This window comes from Aeromonas sp. QDB54, assembly GCF_027707385.1.
GTDB lineage: Bacteria > Pseudomonadota > Gammaproteobacteria > Enterobacterales > Aeromonadaceae > Aeromonas > Aeromonas hydrophila.
Genome location: NZ_JAPCIT010000024.1, coordinates 1 through 17,203, shown reverse-complemented (window position 1 = coordinate 17,203; position 17,203 = coordinate 1). Strand labels below are relative to the sequence as shown.

Annotated in this window: 25 protein-coding genes and 1 pseudogene; 24 read left to right on the top strand and 2 right to left on the bottom strand. The window is 50.6% G+C overall.

Annotated features, from left to right (window positions below):
- Position 1: 1 nt before the first annotated feature.
- The 18 genes from PG881_RS19750 (at position 2) to PG881_RS19660 (ending at position 13,224) form a co-directional block, all read left to right on the top strand.
- Positions 2–400, top strand: a complete 399-nt coding sequence (locus PG881_RS19750) for a hypothetical protein (RefSeq protein WP_270802324.1) — start codon at positions 2–4, stop codon at positions 398–400.
- A gap of 76 nt (positions 401–476) precedes the next feature.
- The gene (locus PG881_RS19745; RefSeq protein ID WP_270802322.1) at positions 477–845 is read left to right on the top strand and encodes a hypothetical protein; all 369 of its coding nucleotides are present in this window, start codon (positions 477–479) and stop codon (positions 843–845) included.
- A gap of 231 nt (positions 846–1,076) precedes the next feature.
- The gene (locus tag PG881_RS19740) at positions 1,077–2,144 is read left to right on the top strand and encodes a type I restriction endonuclease subunit M (protein WP_270802321.1); all 1,068 of its coding nucleotides are present in this window, start codon (positions 1,077–1,079) and stop codon (positions 2,142–2,144) included.
- Positions 2,145–2,226: 82 nt separating this feature from the next.
- Positions 2,227–2,754, top strand: a complete 528-nt coding sequence (locus PG881_RS19735; protein ID WP_270802319.1) for a hypothetical protein — start codon at positions 2,227–2,229, stop codon at positions 2,752–2,754.
- 40 nt (positions 2,755–2,794) lie between these two features.
- Positions 2,795–4,678 (top strand): phosphoadenosine phosphosulfate reductase, encoded by a 1,884-nt coding sequence (locus tag PG881_RS19730; RefSeq protein ID WP_270802317.1) that lies wholly within the window; start codon positions 2,795–2,797, stop codon positions 4,676–4,678.
- A 205-nt stretch (positions 4,679–4,883) separates the two neighbouring features.
- The gene (locus PG881_RS19725) at positions 4,884–5,081 is read left to right on the top strand and encodes a hypothetical protein (protein ID WP_270802315.1); all 198 of its coding nucleotides are present in this window, start codon (positions 4,884–4,886) and stop codon (positions 5,079–5,081) included.
- Positions 5,082–5,204: 123 nt separating this feature from the next.
- Positions 5,205–5,492 (top strand): hypothetical protein, encoded by a 288-nt coding sequence (locus PG881_RS19720; protein ID WP_270802313.1) that lies wholly within the window; start codon positions 5,205–5,207, stop codon positions 5,490–5,492.
- On the top strand, positions 5,489–5,707 hold the full coding sequence (locus PG881_RS19715; protein WP_270802312.1) for a hypothetical protein: 219 nt from the start codon (positions 5,489–5,491) through the stop codon (positions 5,705–5,707). Before PG881_RS19720 ends, PG881_RS19715 begins: the two co-directional genes overlap by 4 nt.
- 70 nt (positions 5,708–5,777) lie before the next feature.
- The gene (locus PG881_RS19710; RefSeq protein WP_270802310.1) at positions 5,778–6,623 is read left to right on the top strand and encodes an NgrC; all 846 of its coding nucleotides are present in this window, start codon (positions 5,778–5,780) and stop codon (positions 6,621–6,623) included.
- A gap of 210 nt (positions 6,624–6,833) precedes the next feature.
- Entirely contained in the window at positions 6,834–7,214 is a 381-nt protein-coding gene (locus tag PG881_RS19705; RefSeq protein ID WP_270802308.1) for a hypothetical protein, read from the top strand.
- 172 nt (positions 7,215–7,386) lie between these two features.
- Positions 7,387–9,078 carry a DUF7146 domain-containing protein gene (locus PG881_RS19700; RefSeq protein ID WP_270802306.1) on the top strand — a complete coding sequence of 564 codons (1,692 nt, stop codon included), beginning with the start codon at positions 7,387–7,389 and terminating at the stop codon, positions 9,076–9,078.
- Positions 9,079–9,411: 333 nt separating this feature from the next.
- The gene (locus PG881_RS19695) at positions 9,412–9,660 is read left to right on the top strand and encodes a hypothetical protein (RefSeq protein WP_043774414.1); all 249 of its coding nucleotides are present in this window, start codon (positions 9,412–9,414) and stop codon (positions 9,658–9,660) included.
- A 453-nt stretch (positions 9,661–10,113) separates the two neighbouring features.
- A complete protein-coding gene (locus PG881_RS19685; RefSeq protein ID WP_270802299.1) occupies positions 10,114–10,401 on the top strand; it encodes a hypothetical protein in 288 nt (95 codons plus the stop codon).
- A gap of 256 nt (positions 10,402–10,657) precedes the next feature.
- A complete protein-coding gene (locus PG881_RS19680; RefSeq protein ID WP_270802297.1) occupies positions 10,658–10,906 on the top strand; it encodes a hypothetical protein in 249 nt (82 codons plus the stop codon).
- Between the two features lie 150 nt (positions 10,907–11,056).
- On the top strand, positions 11,057–11,377 hold the full coding sequence (locus PG881_RS19675) for a hypothetical protein (RefSeq protein ID WP_270802295.1): 321 nt from the start codon (positions 11,057–11,059) through the stop codon (positions 11,375–11,377).
- A 7-nt stretch (positions 11,378–11,384) separates the two neighbouring features.
- A complete protein-coding gene (locus tag PG881_RS19670; protein WP_270802293.1) occupies positions 11,385–11,540 on the top strand; it encodes a hypothetical protein in 156 nt (51 codons plus the stop codon).
- Between the two features lie 513 nt (positions 11,541–12,053).
- Positions 12,054–12,311 carry a hypothetical protein gene (locus tag PG881_RS19665; RefSeq protein ID WP_270802291.1) on the top strand — a complete coding sequence of 86 codons (258 nt, stop codon included), beginning with the start codon at positions 12,054–12,056 and terminating at the stop codon, positions 12,309–12,311.
- 187 nt (positions 12,312–12,498) lie between these two features.
- Entirely contained in the window at positions 12,499–13,224 is a 726-nt protein-coding gene (locus PG881_RS19660; protein WP_270802290.1) for a hypothetical protein, read from the top strand.
- Between the two features lie 83 nt (positions 13,225–13,307).
- Here the strand turns inward: PG881_RS19660 and PG881_RS19655 are convergent.
- Positions 13,308–13,637 (bottom strand): annotated as a pseudogene (locus tag PG881_RS19655) (ISAs1 family transposase); the annotation flags it as partial.
- On the opposite strand from PG881_RS19655, the gene PG881_RS19650 reads away from it, so the two are divergent.
- From PG881_RS19650 to PG881_RS19625, 6 genes are all read left to right on the top strand, one after another.
- On the top strand, positions 13,523–14,194 hold the full coding sequence (locus tag PG881_RS19650; protein WP_442866402.1) for a nuclease-related domain-containing protein: 672 nt from the start codon (positions 13,523–13,525) through the stop codon (positions 14,192–14,194). The pseudogene PG881_RS19655 and the gene PG881_RS19650 sit on opposite strands and share 115 nt — an antisense overlap.
- Positions 14,191–14,466, top strand: coding sequence for a MafI family immunity protein (locus tag PG881_RS19645; RefSeq protein ID WP_263212186.1), 276 nt, complete (start codon positions 14,191–14,193; stop codon positions 14,464–14,466). Before PG881_RS19650 ends, PG881_RS19645 begins: the two co-directional genes overlap by 4 nt.
- 1 nt (position 14,467) lies before the next feature.
- On the top strand, positions 14,468–14,710 hold the full coding sequence (locus PG881_RS19640; RefSeq protein WP_270802282.1) for a hypothetical protein: 243 nt from the start codon (positions 14,468–14,470) through the stop codon (positions 14,708–14,710).
- Positions 14,711–14,757: 47 nt separating this feature from the next.
- Positions 14,758–15,057, top strand: a complete 300-nt coding sequence (locus PG881_RS19635) for a hypothetical protein (RefSeq protein WP_270802280.1) — start codon at positions 14,758–14,760, stop codon at positions 15,055–15,057.
- Between the two features lie 48 nt (positions 15,058–15,105).
- A complete protein-coding gene (locus tag PG881_RS24045; RefSeq protein ID WP_442866401.1) occupies positions 15,106–15,516 on the top strand; it encodes an RHS repeat-associated core domain-containing protein in 411 nt (136 codons plus the stop codon).
- Between the two features lie 197 nt (positions 15,517–15,713).
- Positions 15,714–15,995, top strand: a complete 282-nt coding sequence (locus tag PG881_RS19625) for a hypothetical protein (RefSeq protein WP_270802278.1) — start codon at positions 15,714–15,716, stop codon at positions 15,993–15,995.
- A gap of 471 nt (positions 15,996–16,466) precedes the next feature.
- On the opposite strand, the gene PG881_RS19615 is transcribed toward PG881_RS19625, so the two are convergent.
- Positions 16,467–16,985 (bottom strand): hypothetical protein, encoded by a 519-nt coding sequence (locus PG881_RS19615; RefSeq protein ID WP_270802276.1) that lies wholly within the window; start codon positions 16,983–16,985, stop codon positions 16,467–16,469.
- Positions 16,986–17,203 lie beyond the last annotated feature (218 nt).

Sequence of the window (17,203 nt, the reverse complement as noted above, 5' to 3'; positions counted from 1 at the left end):
CATGGCATATCAAGCAACACTCGCGCCTCTTTCTAAAGAAGAGCTGCTGACAATCCCTTGCTACCGGTACATCAACTTGGAAGTGCAGGAAGCGGATCTCGAACAATGGGATCAGTGGTTCATGCAGTACCGGCGCAAGCCTCATGTCTACAGCACCAAGCGCCAGGGATGCAGCACCTTTCGTGCAGAAATCCAGGGTGACTACGTGAATGTTGACTGGCGGGTTTACCGGACCTGGTGTAACACCTTCCATCTTCGGTACGCACCGTTGCTTAACGAGCTCGGCGTGAAGGTAACAAACCCTCACATCGGTTCGGAAACACAGTTTCTGGTCGCGAAGCTGATGGACAATGGTTGGCGCCCCAAAGCGCTGGCCGATTGTACTGTCGGAACCAACTAGCCAGATCTCAATACAAACCCAGAGGGGAACATGCCCCTTTGGGCCATGTTCCCTCCCCATCATGAAGGAAGAGAACATGGGATTACCCGATTCGTATACCCTGACGGAAACGCTGGATAAGCTGCGTTATGTGCTGACAGAGACCCGCAGAACCGGCGCCCTTGAGTTGTTGGATAAAGCCGTAAGCAAGTCTCGCGAAGACGACGCTTATGCCAAGCAACTGGAAGTGGCGTTGCTGCGCGGTTCAACGTTGGAGTGCCGGGAGTTGTTCGCGGTGTTTGGTGATTACATCGCCCCACCAAGAGAGACTTTCCCCCCGTATCCACATATGGATGCAGTCAACGGGATAGACTCTGGCATGTTGGCGGTGAAACTCGAAGGTCAGACGCCAGGTGCAATGCAAGAGAGCATCGATTTCGTCAAGCTGATGAGAGGTATCGCCTGAGCCAATCCGGCTCAGTCATTTGTCTTAAAGGGCAGGGGGAAACCCCTGCTTTCACCACAGTCTACTTACCCATGGCCGCGCCATCGGTAAGCAGATTTTGTTCTCCCTGGAGAGCGAAAACGTGCGATAGCTGGTCGCCAAAAACAAACAGCAAACTATCAATTTTTTTATTAACCCACTGGGGGAACGTGCCCCTGATGGGGCCGTTCCTTCTCCTACCGGAGAAGAACGATGACTAATTACGTGCAATGCAGTGACCTTCCTGTGGAAGTTCAGCAGATGATGAAATACAAAGCCGCTACCGTCGAAGACGCCATTGCCATGCACCGTCAAGGACATGTGACAATCGTGGACAACGGCGTGAGCTGGAGTGTGTATCGGCTGGGAGAATACCTCGGTGTCGTGACTTGGGAGGGCCATAAAGGAACTCCGAGGAATGTGCCTTGTGTACCCCGCAAGAAATACCAGGACAAAGTGAGCCAGTACCGATTGTTGAGTGTCGAGCTGGTTTCCGAATCTCAGCTACGGGATGAGGGCATTGAGCTGACCATGGCTCAAATGCTTGAACAGCTTGTTGTGGATGGGCCTCGCTTGGTATTGCCAACATCGGTCACCTTCGCACCGCATTCCTATCAGGTACTGAAAAAAGCGCTGATAAAGGCAAATGGGAAGTATCAAGGCTCCTCGTTTGGTTTTGATAGTCAAGCAACTGCAACCGATGTTCTGACCCGGCTTATGCAGGGGGAGGACATCAACATCAAGAAGACCCTCCAGTATTATCCGACCACGGATCCTGCTGGTGATCGTCTTCTGGATGGTGTGAAGCTCAACGGCAAGGTGGTTTGCGAACCGTCGGCCGGAGAGGGTTACATTGTTCGTCGGGCTCTCGCTGCCGGAGCTAAAGAGGTGTTGGCCGTGGAGCTCTATGAGCCGTTCCATGAACCTCTCCGGCGAGCTGGTGGCCGTATCATCGGGTGTAACATCTTCGATGTCACCCCGGATGATGTAGCCAATGTAGATGTCGTGCTCATGAACCCGCCATTCTCTGGCGCTCAGGATGTGAAGCACGTTGAGTATGTCCTTTCTATTGTGCCTGATCGTGTGGAGGTCCACGCCATCATGTCAGGGGCGGTAAAGGACAACACAAGCCGGATCTATACGGGTTTTCGAACCTTGCTGGATGCGTTTGGAATAAAGCCGGAAGACCTGCCTGCTGGAACCTTCAAGGACTCCGGCACTCAAGTTAAAAGCTGTATCGTTCGGATACCTAGCCGCCGCAAAGCTACGCTGGCTGCATAAGTGTCGTTGAAACAAAACCCTCACCGGGGTGCTTACCCGGAAGGGGAGGGCACCCTGCTTATTGATAATCAGGAGGCCCTCTATGCAACATTCACTGAACTTTGACGTACCGGCACAACCTCACCCAGTCCTTCTTCGGGGGGACAAGTGGGATTCGGTATGGTCAACACTGGCGGATAACGAGGATCTGAACTTCGTGGACGCGAGTCGAGGTACCAGTCTTGCATCGTTGATCACCTCGTCCGTAGAAGCGATTCATACCGCTTTACTGGACGGCTGGACAATGATGGTAGGGTACTCTAGTGGCAAAGACTCTGAAACGGTGTTGCACTTGTTCCTGATGGCCCTTATCCGGGCTGTTCGGACAGGACAAACCATCAGTCAGCACCACTTTATTCTTCATACTGACACGCTAATCGAGAGCCCAGAGGTTCGCTGGTTGGCGGATAAGAAACTGGCTGCCCTGGAACGCTTCATCGCGAAGGAGAACCTTCCGTTGACTATCGTTCTGGCAAAGCCAGGGATCACTCAAAGTTGGACTGGCCGCATCTTAACTGGGCGCGGATTGCCAACTTTTTCCAACAGTAGCGCCAGGCAGTGTAGTTTGTGATTTGAAAATTTCGTCTGCCAAAAGGGCCAAGGCAGCCTACATGCGAGACCTTCCCAAGGAGGTGCGTGAGAGGGTTTGCCTGATGCTCGGTAGTCGTGATGCTGAGAGCAGCATTCGTGCGGCCAACATTGCCAAACAGCAAGGAAACTCCACTCGTGTCGTAAAGACAAAGGAGGGAGGTGAGTTGTATGTGGTGAAGCAATGGCTGGCAAGCGACGTGTGGGAGTTGCTACTGTCCTCAGGAATGGGGGCGGCTTACCCTTTGCCAAGTTACTTGGAGAGCAACACCGAAACGGCGGAACTCTACAAGGCGGCGACAGGGGAATGTGTCTGGTCGGCCAATGATAAGAAGAAAAGCGACGCCTGTGGCGCCCGCTTTGGTTGTTGGGCCTGCCAGGCTGTTGGGTTAGACAAGTCGATGGAGACCCTACTCGCCACCGATCCTGAAAAACACAACTACATGAAGGGCCTGAATAGCATCCAGCGGTACCTTGCTAAGCGGCGTTACGCCTGGGAGGATCGTCATCCGGTCGGGAGAACGATCTATGCGGGCGGGTACATCAAAATTCAGCCAGACGTCTACCACCCCAAGTTCATCGAGAGGTTGCTCCATGTTTGTTGCAGCATGGACTTTATAGAGCAGCAGAGAGCCGAAAAGCAGGCTGATATGCTGGCTATGGGCCTGATCGAGGATAACGAGTGGAATCGTCGTATGGCTGAACCGCAGTTCCGGATCGTGTCGGAACAAGCGTTGGTGCACATCGACTTTATGTGGTCGTTCCATCACTTCAACGACAAACCGTTCCGGGCCCTGGAGATTTATCACAGGGTCTGGTCCTTTGGTGAGTTGGATTTGTTGGAGGATGAAGCTGAGTGTGAAACCTTTCCCCAGACGCCGATCCCCAAGCCCCTGTGGCTAAAGGTGGCCCGTTGGGGAGATGGCTCGCTCTCTGACGGCCTGGCCGATCCTATGGCGGAAATGACCTACTTTGACGGTGGCGATGACCCAGCAGCAGTGCGGGTAATCAATACCGCGGACGGGAAAAGGCGGGTTGTTTGTTTCGCAGAAGATGACGAGGTGACGGTCGATCCGGATTCCGCCGCGTTCATTATCTGGGAGGAGTACCCGCGATTGCGTGAATCTGTACTGGCAGGACAATACACCCCCGGCAGTGCAGCGCAGTTCTACCTCAGGTTTGGAGTAATCCAGCTTGCGAAGGGGAAGGGCGCTCTGTATCACAGAATGATGCAGCGCGGCCAGACCTACCATCAAATGGGCCTCACCGGGTACCAGACGATGGAAGGCCTCCAGCAGCGCAAGGATGTCAAGGTGCTCAGCGATGCTAAGTACCGGGATCTGGTGAAACGAAAAATCAAAGGGAAACTGGCAACGGTGCGCTGGTGGCTGAATCTGGATCTCGCGTTCAGATACCACCTCCACCACAAAACGCCGATAGGCCTGTTCATCCAGGCTCGTCTTGATGCGGAAGCTCAGGCGGAGGCACAGCAGCACCAAGCTCGTTGGTTTAACAACGTATCCGGTGCAATGCTTGGCTACTCCAGTGCTTTTGGCATGAGTGTCATGGAAGGGAGGGAAGGTGCCGGTAATACGGACATCCGTCGCTACATGATCGCCACACGAAGGAAGGCCTATAAGGCTCTCAACGAGCTTCTGGAACATGCTGGCATTGATTGGGCTGGCAAGGTTATCCATGAGCTTGTGAAAGAGTATGAAGGCATCCTGGCTGCGCTTAACGAGGGTTCAGCGTTAGCGCTGAGTCTGGACTGGTTGAATTTACTGTCAAAGCGTCATCCTGAGGCTCTGCATCGGCATGTCAGAACGATGATCAAGGCAATCCATCGCCAAGAGCATCTGCATGGTAAGCCGCACAGGGGACAGGTTGGCCTGTCTTTGGCCGCATAACATGGACCTCCCTTCGGGGAGGTTTTTTTTGCGCCCCAAAAAGGCATTTACAGCGTTTTACAAAAAGACCTGGGGCACATAATATTTTCCCATTGTCAGCGCTTGCTGGCTCAATGGTAGCTGGCCCAAAACAGCAAAACTTCCTCAATCCGGAGAGCCCTCTCTGGGGGCGATCCAAATCCCCCCCCATCAAGGAGAATGCCTCATGGAAAAATTGAACTCACTCGTTTCTCAACTTGAGAACGTCCAGACCGAACTTGATGATGAAATCATCGAAGAGGTCATCAACGTCATTCAAACCCGAGAGCAAGGCTTGGCGCTGGAATTAGTTGGCTCGTTACCCGCGAACCATCCCTTCACGCCGTTTGTTGTCGCCCTCGCGCACAAGATCAACAATAAGTGACTGCTTGGCACCTCTCTAGCAAAATGCCGTGAGAGCACCAACCCACCTATCTCACTTTTACCCACCGGGTACATCATGCCCCGGTCGGGCTTGGCGTACCTCCAACATCCAATTGGAGTCAATATGTCCGATATAGCCACACGCAGCCCTGGTCCTGGCTACCTCAAAATTAAGGATTTTGGTTGTGACAAGCTCTTTCAATCTGTCGATGAGCTCAAAGGCGTATTGTCTGAACAGTACAAAGGCAAACACGTCACCATCGTTTACCCGTTGAAAAGCGGGATTCATAGAATGCTACTCGTCAGCATCAACGCAGAAGGTTGCGTCAATGAGACCTATGGGCAACAGAGGCCGATCGACTTCGCTGCTATCAACGCTGAACGTCAACTTGCAGAGGTGGTACTCGTATGAGTTATCGTCAGGTAGTGCTCGATTCTGATGAATGGCATAGCATGTGGGCCGAGCTGGCGTCTGAGGAGATCAACTCTGGCGATCCAGCGTGTGTCCATCCAGAAACTCAGGAAGCCTGGCAGTACATGGGTACCAGTAATGGCGTCCATTCGTTCCGTCATCGCAATCATCCGGTAACTGGCACAAGAGAATATCGCCACGTTCCAATGAAGTAATCCATTAACCCCACCGGGGACATCCGTCCCCGAGGGGAGGGTGTCTCCCACTGAAAATCAGGAGATACCTATGATTAAGCAACATTTTCAAAATGAACTGGTCAAGCACGGCTACCCCGCAGATCTGACTATCGAATACAGTCTGGGATACTGTCAGGGAGATGGCATGGCCTTCTACGGAAGCCTGGGTGTTGATGACGTTCAGGCACTGATGAAGCGTTTGTTCGGTACCGAGCAGGGCTCAGCCGATGCAGTTCGCCGAGTGAAGAACCTGATGGCGCAAAAGGACATCGATCACATGATTAATGTTCTTCGCGATTACGGTAACTGTGACCTATCTATAACTCGAAACAGCTTCGGTCAGCATTACAGTCACTGGAATACGATGAGAATCGATAGCAACGTGGACTTCACCGGGGTTTTCCCTGATGAAGAGACCATGCTGGGAACTGGCATTGAGGGTATCAACCCTGAGATGTTGGAACGCTGGCAAGGTATCTGGGATCGCTTCATTGACGCGCTCCAGGACGACGTAAAGAGCTTATCCAAGAGGCTTGAAGCTGATGGATATAAGCTGATCGAAGCTACCCCGTATGAAGAGACAGTTGTTTGGCAACGAACTACTGAAAGCTACCAGGTACGTGTCATCGAGCTCCCTGAACACGAGTTTGACATGGATGACTGGGATGCAGATTGTCGAGACCAGACCATTCGCGATCTCCTGGATGGGAGTCAGCGAGTGCTGGGCCTACGTGTTGAGGTTCGTGATCATGATGGCGATTACATCTTGGCTGACAACAGCATGTATGGTCTGACCCTATCCATCGATGATAAGAAGTACGATGGATACAGACGTGAGATGCTCCGGGATGTGATAACGCAGGTCAGATTACTTAACGACCTTAAAGCGGCATGATGAAGGCAGGGGGAAACCCCCTGCTTTCCAGGTGGCATAAAATTTCACATGTGAAATTTTTGTGTTACTCGGAAAGCAAGATTTTGCTCTCTGCTGAGAGTAAATCGTGAGATAGCTGGTCTCCCAAAACAAACAGCAATTTTATTAACCCCTGCGGGTACATCATCCCGCTCGGGATCGGTGTACCCACCACAAAATGGAGTACACCTTATGAACAAAGTTATTTTGGACCCTACCCACATCCGTCAACAAGCTATCGATGATGAGCTGCTGGTGGACCATTCAGCGTTAGCTGAAAAAGCTGGTTTCCTAACTGGTGTGGCCGTCACTAAGGCGGTCTACCTCGGTGTTATCGGACTCAGCAGTAAAAACGTAGACGACCATCAGCTTCTGTTTTTGCAAGTCTGTTCAGCACAAACAAAGGTTGCGCTCACCGACTACAAGCAGTGGCAGCGGATACGCTTTTACTACCCCATACCAACTTCTGACGGATTTTTCATTCCGAAGGAAGTGGTCATTAAATGCGATGTTAATCACTCATTCGTCACGATCATGTTGGCCTCGGAAGAGGGCACTCAACTGTTTCTGTGATGATCCTAATCGGCCTCCCTTCGGGGGCTGATTTTTAAACCCCTGCCGGGGAGAGCTCCCCGGTTGGGGTGCCTCCTTGGCGTATCTGCCCGGTGTCGGGGTTTCCTTAAACCCCTTGCAACGGGGGGATTAAGGAAGCCTCGATGCCGGGGTTATCGCTAAGGAGAAACCTATGTCTTATTACAAAGCTGATACCGTTCGTAATGCAGCAGTCGGAAATTGGTTGTTCATCCTGGCGGCCCTGGCGCCCCATCTTGAACCCTCGCTCCGTAAGCCAGGTCGTCATGTTAGTTGCCCAATTCATGGGGGGCGTGATGGCTTTCGGTTGTTCAAAGATGTCCATCAAACAGGAGGCGGTGTATGTAACACATGCGGTGCTTTCCATGATGGTTTTGAGCTGCTGATGTGGGTCAACAATCTTGACTTTAAGCAGTGTCTGATTGAAGTAGGTGAGTACCTGGGTGTCGAGAAAGAAGATAACCAGACTCAACAGCCGTCGGTGAAACCAGCGCAAGTTCCTGTACAGGCAAGTCCTGTTCAGCAAGGACCTGTAATGGTGAATAACAAACTTCGCGAGGGTAAACCTCACAAGGTTGTCAGCGGCACTCTTATTGCTCACGGCCAAGCGCCGTTTGACCATAAAGAGGAGAACGAGCTCAATTACTTCGCAGTGCTCCGTACCAAGTCCAATCATGAGCGGACTTGTTGGGGAGTGGATCTTGAGCGGGCCATTAGTGAATGTGGTGTTGAACTGGGCGAAGACATCATCATGACAAACCTCGGGCGCGAGCCTGTCACTGTCCTCATCCAAGTCAAGGATGAACAGGGGAATGTCGTGAAGGAACAACCCATGCAAACCCACCGTAACACCTGGGTGGTAGAACGCAGTAATGCGACGGTGACAGCGCTTCGCGCTCGCTCAAACGGCGGTGTAGAACCTGTAGTCGGAAGTGAAGTGGCCATGTCTGTGGCCGCAGAACAACCGGTCGTGCCGGAAGCCCCAGCTGCAATAACCAACCAGAAGGTTGTTCCGATGTTCCGTGAACAACCGAAACCCTGGTTACTCGAACTTCAAGAGGAAATGGCGAAGCGTATGGAGCGTGAACGCGCCTACAGCGCTCGTCTTCGCGAGAAGATTGAGAAAATCTGGGAGGGGTGTGTTCCATATTCCTGCCGGATTACTGAGCCAATGAGGCTCTACCTCCAAAGCCGTGAACTCGTGTTCAACGTGGATGAGGTAGAGAAATCAGACTGCTTGCGGTTCCATCCAGAAATGGCCTACTACGACGAAGATGGCAATGAGGTCGGGAAGTTCCCGGCCATCGTTTGCGCCATCCGAGACGTTGACGGTAATTTGGTTACGCTCCACCGTACCTACCTGAGCAAAAGCGGTAAAAAGGCCAAGGTAGTTAACGCCAAAAAGATGATGCCAATTCCCGATGGATTGGATGTCAATGGCGCGGCGGTGAGACTGGGTGAACCGACAGAAGGGATTCTGGGTCTGGCCGAAGGGCTCGAAACAGCGCTCTCGGCTTATCGAGTGACTCAGATACCCGTCTGGTCAACGGTGAACGCAACCCTGATGGAGTCTGTCGAGATTCCGGCCGGTGTGCACACCGTCTTGATCTGGGCTGATAAAGACAAGTCGGTAACCGGCGAGAAGTCAGCAAACGTGCTGAAAGCCAAGCTGGAAAAGCTGGGCATTCAGGTTTACGTGCTGCTGCCTAAACTCCCGATCCCGGCAAAGGCGAAAGGCGTTGACTGGAATGACGTTCTGATGAGCCAGGGGACTCTCGGTTTCCCGAATGCTCGCTATCTGCGCGATTTTATTGCCAGAAGGAGAGCTGAATATGGCCGTTCTTAATGCTGCGAAAGTTAACACTACGCCTGGCAATGACGCTGTGTGCCCCTTCTCACCCCCTTTGGGGTGGGAAGGTGACTCGGCGGCCTATATGGTATTGATGCGTTCTCGGTACACCGACTTGATGCACGGGCAGCGAATGTTGTTCATCAGCTCCTTCTCCAGAAGAGGGAACCTGGTGGAGATAGTCGGACCCTATGCAGAAGAGGCAACCAGGATCATTGAAGCCATGCACAACAAGCCAAAGGCCCTCAAGGCCTCGGCTTAATTTTTAAACCCTTAGGGGGGCAAAGACCCCTGAGGGGGTCATGCGCCCTCCAATTTTTGGAGAGAATGATGAAGAAGTTTTTGCGCATGAAAATGTGGTGGGTGCTGTTATTGGCCCCTGGCAAGAAGACACTAATGGCTATCGGCGACGACCTGCGTAAGGTCGGGGTCAACGCTCTGAGTGTCGGCATTGTCGGCGTGGTTGTCACTGGTGATACAATAACCGGTGACGAAGCCTTGCTCGTACTGCTGGGTGGGGTTATCCTTTGGTTAACAGGGGTAATCCTGACCGGTATGGGCAATAGGGAGGATGAATGAGCAGCATCGCCATCTTGGTCGGTCTGTTTGGATTCTTAATATTGTTTGCGATTGGAAGTGCATACCTTTTCCATGAGCGCGAAAAGCAAAAAAAGCATCCTCACGGCCATCCGTGAATCACGATGATAAAAAGGGGTCAGCATAAGCTGACCCCTTTTTTTATGCTCCAAATCCTGGGGGAAGGCACCAGCCCATGGTTACCCTTCATGAACACCTGATGGGATTTGTTTGGTCTCAGCGAACTAATCTTGGTGTGGGATGAAAATATTTTCATCCCACACTTGGGATTAAACTAGGTAGACATATTTGACTGGTAAGCAAGCCGGGGTTAAAGTGGACATATATGACAGTGCTAATCCGTAAGAAGTATCAAGGAACGGCAATGTATTGCCCTGCATGAGTTGTTGTCCGCTTCCATACTTCGGCGATGCGGCTCCCGAGCTTGGAGATGAAATGGCCGCCGATGTGATAGCTGCTTTAAAGCGTATATCTTCAAGTAGTCAGGCAGATAAAGGGGTAATCATGACAGTAGAGCAGCTTTTGAAGATGGCCCCAGATGCCGCGATGGCTTGGGTGCAGGAGAACCGTGCAACATTTGAGCTCGTGCCTTTAACCCCTTCTGATGAAATGATCAAAGCCGCAGCGGGGCCCGATTATAGCCAAGAAGATCGTGAGTTGGTTACTCGGGAATGGGTAGACATGATCGAGACGCACCGCCACGGCTATTCCATCGTGGCCTAAATCAGAGGGAAAGCTATGAAATTGGTACGCATCACTCTCCCTGGTTACATGCTGAAAGGCGAAGCTGAATGCCTGCACTGTGATTACGTGAAGCCATACAGTATGAATCGTGAGGGAATGGCTCGTGGAACAGCGCTTGATAAGGCCCGTGCGGCTGTAGCGGCCCTCTGCTGCCCGTCATGCGGTACGAGCGATGATGGTTGTATAGCCGTACTGAGCCCCGGCCAGACCGGCGATAAGTAAGAGGATAAACGGCATGGAACACACAGAAGGCCCTTGGGTCGTCAACGAAAAGCATCCTGCTCGTAGCAGCGACGCTGAGGTTATCATCGAGCAGAAGGGGGGCAGTGCCCCTATCGCGATCTGCCCACCTATTTATGGTGGCCAGCAGAAAGCTAACGCCCGGCGCATCGTGGTCTGTCAGAAAATCTGCCGAGGTTACTCGACCGATGAACTCGAACAGAGAGGGCTCGTTGCCCTCGTCGGCGACGAGCTGCTGAAATAGGATGGACTGCTCAAGAGCATCAGGGAGCGAATCCGCGACTGGACTTCGATGACCCCAGCCGACATGAAAGCCGCTCTGTCCGACATTGAGGACGAGATCTCCGCAGCCGAACTGCTGTGAGCGCGATAAGAGTTAAGGGAAAGACAGACCATGGAAATGACTTTTACAGCCCTGATAGCCCTTGGCGTGAGCTGGTCAGCCGGTGCCGTTCTTGAGGTGTCATCGCATGACGCGGATGTGCGGAAGATGGTTCTTGATGATATAGCCGAGGACGGCGACAAGGAATTTATTGATGCTCTCGGCGCTGGTCTGCCAAAGTCGGGCCTTATCAAGGTTCATGCCGAACTGGTCGGCTGGCCGAGCGAGTATGAGGCGGGCGAGTACAGGCTAATCAGCGCCACGACAGTATTGGCTCCTGAGCTGGCTAATGTCATGGCGGCTGATGTGATCGCCGCAGCAAGCAACTGCTAGGGTGTTCATGCTCCGTCATGCGGCTAGCCGGTTGCTGGATCTGGAGTCAACTGAACTGACAGAGGGGGCCGATGGCCGCCCCGATCCGGTGAAGCTCAAAGAGGCCCAGGCAGTCGCCAAACGCCTTGAAGCGATGGCCGATAGGCTGGAATCCAAGGGATAGAGGAACAATGGGAACACTGATTTTTTACTCTAATGACCCCGCGATATTGCCACGGGTTTCCTCGAACGCCCGCGGGGCGGAGAGTTGGAGCGGACTTAGAGTTGATCAGCTTTCCGAAGAGCAAATAGAGCAGCTCTTTCGATACTGCCGCACGGAAGGATACCGGCAGGGGTGGAATGACGCTGTTGGTCGGCGCATGGGTGACAGCAGGAAGGGGCCATTCCATCCAGAACTACTGGGTGGGAAACCCAGTAAGTTGTGGCAGGAAAGCTATGACGATGGAACGGAGGAGAGGGGCGCATAGCCAATTCCCCACAGGCTCTCCATCCACATGCTGGCTGGGATGAACTGTGAATATATTCGCGTTCCTTTGGAAGATAATTATGACGAGAGGTAAGCCAGACACCTATGACTAGCACTAGCAAAGCTAACGGACCATTCCACCAGATCATTCGGGGGAAAGGTTGGACGCTGGTTGAGGTCGGCCTGCGCTGGGGGATTAAAGAACGGCAGATGAGCCGCATCGCAAACTCGGCAAAGCAAAGAGACCTTGATGCCGCCAACGGTCTACCGTTGAATGACAAAAATGCCTCAAAGATGGTGGGCGAGCCCATGCACCAGCACATCCGGGGTAAAGGCTGGACGTTGACCGAGGTAGGAGAACGATGGGGCGTCGCTAAACGGCAAATGAGCCGCATCGTGAAGGCGGGCAAGCCAAAAGATCTTGATGCCGCAACCGGCTTGCCTCACCAAGACAAGTCAGCCAAGTGATGGTCTCTAGGAGGTGTGGTGCGGGCATAGCCCATGCAGCCCCAGCCGAACCGGCTGGGGCTGGGTTTTATTGCGTTTTGCATATGCAGTTGCATTTTGAGATGCAGTGGTACCATTGAATAAAACATTAAGGGGGATTTGACGGTGAGACCGATCAACACCCTACAACACTAACGAGGTAAGTATCATGATGACATTGACCACTGTCGCCAAAAAGACATCCAACAACTCAGCCCTGGTATTCTGGCGCGTAGGTACGAAACGCAAGGGCATTCTGGACGTTCGCACGGACTTCGAGCATGAGGAATCTGACCTCCTCGCAGAGTTGATCGCGATTCGACACCTGGCATTGGATAAGCAGGTATTCTGCCGGGAGCCAGGCGCCGGAGCTGGTTACAAGCTGGTGGTTTCGAAAGGTGCGATCAAGAAACTAGCGTTGGGGAAATCAAGTAAGGCATTCGCCGCTAAGTTTGCATCCTTCCTGACTGGCAGGATGCAGGGGGCCACTATTGAAGTGGCCCAAGGCATGGATTACATGGATGAGCCCGGTGAGAGTAACATCGAACTCCTTGATGTGGACAAGCAGGCATTCACTCAAACCTATGATGAGATCAATACACCTGCTATTGGCCCAGTGCTTGTAACTCAACATGCCCTCAGCCAATATCAAGCTAGGATCACATCTGGTGACCCCAAGAAACCTTGGGCTTCGCTTGTCGGCCGCCTCAAGCACCCGGAGCTACAGTTGCAACCATTCGATGAGAGGGTGGCCCGCCACAAAGCAATGAGGTATGGCCGCGTGGATAACGTGGAAGTCTGGGGGCACCGGGATTCTAAATTCAAATATCTGATGGTCATCAATGACGATAATAAGAAGCGGGTATTGGTAACTGTATTTGAACGAAAGGAATAGTTGAGTAATTTGTCATATAGATCTTATTCTGCAAGGTGTAAAAAATCGGTGCCGACTAGGCAGTTATCGGACAGATCGCCTTGAATGTGGATAGTCGATGAACGATCTCCGGGTTGATAGGAGCGACGCAGGGTCTTGCCATCAACGGCAATCAATGCCCCATCCATCTGCTGCTGGATGGCCTGGGTCCAGCGAATGAATGCTGCCTGAAACTGCTCTGGCTGGATGCGGGAGATGATCCTGGCGATGGTGTCATGCACAGGAATACCATTTAGAAACAGTCCCTTATCTTGAAGCCATGCCAGATGGACCTCGCCAAAGTCTTCGATGTCCTCCCACCCCTGAGCGCCACCAATCACAGCGCAAACGGTCAGAAACAGGACATCGTAAAAGGGATAAGAGATTTTTGGATGATGTCACACTGGTGGTTTCAGAAGGGGATACGACGCAGATAGACCACATTGTCGTTGCTCCAACCGGAATATTTGTCGTCGAGACAAAGTTCTATAAAGGCCGGATTTATGGCAAGGAATCAGACAAGCAGTGGACCCAGAAAATCTTCAAGAACACCTATAAGTTCCAGAACCCGTTTCGTCAGAACTACAAGCATGTGAAGGCTATTGAGGCACTTCTTCCCAACATTGGGTTGGCAAACATTCATTCCGTGGTTGTCATGCTCGGGGAATGTGAGTGGGCAAGCAAAGATCGACCAGCAGCTCTCTTCACTTCCGGGTGGAAAGCGGCGGACTACATTAACGACATGATTGCCAGTGGACAGAAGGTGCTCGATGTCGAAGAGGCCTCTGCGAGGCTCCAGAGTCTCAGGCTAAATGTTTCTCGAAAGGCTGGGCGCGGTGGTAGGACTATTGCAGAGGCAGTTAAAGAAGGTATTAATGTTCGTGTAATACAAGAATCTAATGGTGATATTGTTTCGGGTTTTCCAACAAACGTACCAAGGAATCCAAAATGAAAAATGAATATAGAGAAATTGAATCCACGCTAGATCTTTTGCTTATGGTGCTGTCTGATTCGTTTTCTGAATCTGAAAGTATAGAAGTGCAAGAATTTATTGATGTGGGTGAGTATGGAATCGCACTAGAAACTATCATTGACATTATTAATGAAGAGTCAAAGAACATAACAAATGAAGCTGAGTTTCTGATTGAAAAAGCAGGGAGGATAATGAATATGGATACTGCATCCATTGTGGATAAGATTTCAAAACATATAGATAAAGAATAAGATGAAAAAAATCGGTTTAAAATATAGAGCAGTATATCTGCTTGGATTTCCGTTAGCTGGAGTCCTTATAGGGATTGCAGTGTTCGCTTTATTCAACTATGTGAATGGGCCTCTAAGTAAATTCGCCTTATATCTGTCCGTTGGTGTTTGGGGGGGGTATGGAGTGTTCTCAGGAACCTATGGATACTTAAATCTAAGGAAAATATTAAAGTTAAAGAGAGCTAATGAGGAATCCAAGGATTAATTACGGCTCACATGGTTCTGCTATTGGCGTAGCTTTGGGGACGGTTTATGGAAATCAATAACTGGTTTGATTTTATTATATACACAATTTATTTCTTTGGGGTTGTGATAGTTATCCTTCCTACTGGGGTTATCTTTCTTTGGTTGACATTGAAAAATCTTGTCAAAATGAGAACCCCGAGATACGAAATAAAGCACTACAAGTATTTCTCTGCAAGAAATATATTTGAAGTGTGTGTTGCAGGTGTTTTTTCTGTGGCTTTTTCTGTTTGGTATCTGTTTTTTGCCAAAGGGGGAAATCTGTTTCTTTATCCGTCAGAGGTAATGAGATTTTTTTCAGGCGGATGATAGTGTGGATCAGGCTCTGGCGTTGGCCCGGCCGCCGTCAGCGGCCAAGTGGTTTGGAAGGCGAGCTACAGCCCGTTCGGTAAGGCCAGCGTCACCACCCAGGGGCCAACCTTCAACCTGCGATTCCCAGGACAGTATTACGACGCGGAGACCGGGCTCCATTACAACTGGCATCGCTACTATGACCCAGCACTTGGCCGTTACTTACAATCAGACCGCCTTGGCCTGTTCGATGGGGTGGATACCTATGGGTATGTTCGCGCAAACCCTTTATCTGCCGGAGCGGCGGCTGGTGCGGGTATAGCCAGCCTGCTTGGTCAAAGTGCTGGTCTATATGTTTCAGGAAAGGATGTTACTGATTACTGTAATTATGATTTTTCCGCTGTGGCTGGAGCTGCGCTGGGAGGGGCTTTAGGAGGACCTCTAGGAAGTACAATAGGGCGTTATATTAGCCCTTAGCGCTTTACAATCATTGGACGTCCATTAAGTTCATCAGGGATAAATAAAATTCCGGGAAATACTGTTGGCTCTGTGGTTGAAGGTGTTACCGTTGGCTCGGGTGAATTATTTGGTAAGGGGTTTTAATATGATGTGGATTGTTACGGCCATGTACTTTGTTGTTGTATCAGGTCTTTTATTAGTAGGGTTCGTTGTTTATGGGAAAACTCTATTTTTCCTGGGTAGGTCCGGTGCCTTTGCTAAATATGTGGGGGGGGGGTATTGTTTACGTGTTGTTTGCGTGTGTATTGGTTGCACCGTTATTTATTGCTCCCGTGTTTATCAATGGGTGGCGTGAAGCTTTTAATTCTAATGTGGTTTATGCAGTTTATTTTATGGTGCTTTTTGTTTTAGCAGCATTACCGGGTGGGCTGTATTTCAAAAAGAATTTCTTATCTCGTCTGAGAAGGCTTGGCTACTTTAAGAAAAGGCAGTATTGAGAACGGCTTGAAATATTGCCACCAGCGGTTAAGCCTGCTGGTGGCGTAGGGAAGGTGCGAATAAGTCACCAAACATAAAAATGTGTGGGATGAAAATAAAGTTTCATCCTTGCAAATAAAGTGTCATCCCAACGGGATGAAAGCATTGATTTTGCTGGGCTGTAGCCGTTCTTACTGCTCAAATCACTGACTTTAGGATGAAACTTTAACCATCGTAGCGGGCTGGATCGCAACGTAATTTCTGGGTTTCAAGGCGGCGAAAGGATGAAACTTTATTTTCATCCAACAAAATGCGCCCTTGTAAGTATTTGAATTTAATGAACTAAATTTTTCTGTTTCGTTGTGGAGGGTGCTTATTCGCACCCTCCATAAATTCAAATATCTGATGGTCATCAATGACGATAATAAGAAGCGGGTATTGGTAACTGTATTTGAACGAAAGGAATAGTTGAGTAATTTGTCATATAGATCTTATTCTGCAAGGTGTAAAAAATCGGTGCCGACTAGGCAGTTATCGGACAGATCGCCTTGAAAAAGCAGAGTAGAGATCTCTTGCTCTGTAATTAAATTATTGCTTTTAAGAACATTTATTAAGGCTGTATCAGCAATATCGTGGAATCCCTCAATAAGGTCTTCCACCATTGCGGCAGCCTTTCGTTCTTCTTCGCTTTTCCCCATCGACCCGTCGCAGAGCCAATCTTCCACATTGCCGTATTGGGCAACGTAACTGAGTTGTTCGCACTCATGCGCAATCAGCCCAGTAACTCTCTCCATGAGTAGGTCATCGTAGGTGGGGAGTACCAGCACTGCGCCATGGCCTGGGATGTTGCGTTGGACCGTCGCCTCACTCTGAGGGCTACTTTTGAGCCATGAGAAGGCCCAAAGACCAGAACCGATCTTTTCAAGAAATATGCCTCGCTCGGAGAAGAAATCGGAGACATTTTTGAAGATGGTGCCACCTGGAGCGGCCATCGAATAGATGGATGCCATTAGCTCATCCTGACTCATGTACATTCACACACACCTCTTGACTTGTTAATTTGTTTGTATAAGCGACCATCACCGGGTCGATAATAAATCACGATCCTTGTACTAGACTTGTATAAGCAAAGATTGTACCAGTAGTACGGACGGCGTTTTTCAAGATAGTTGTCGCGTAAACCTGTTTTAAACTGCCTGTTTTTGCTCTGGTTCGGACCTATCAGGAT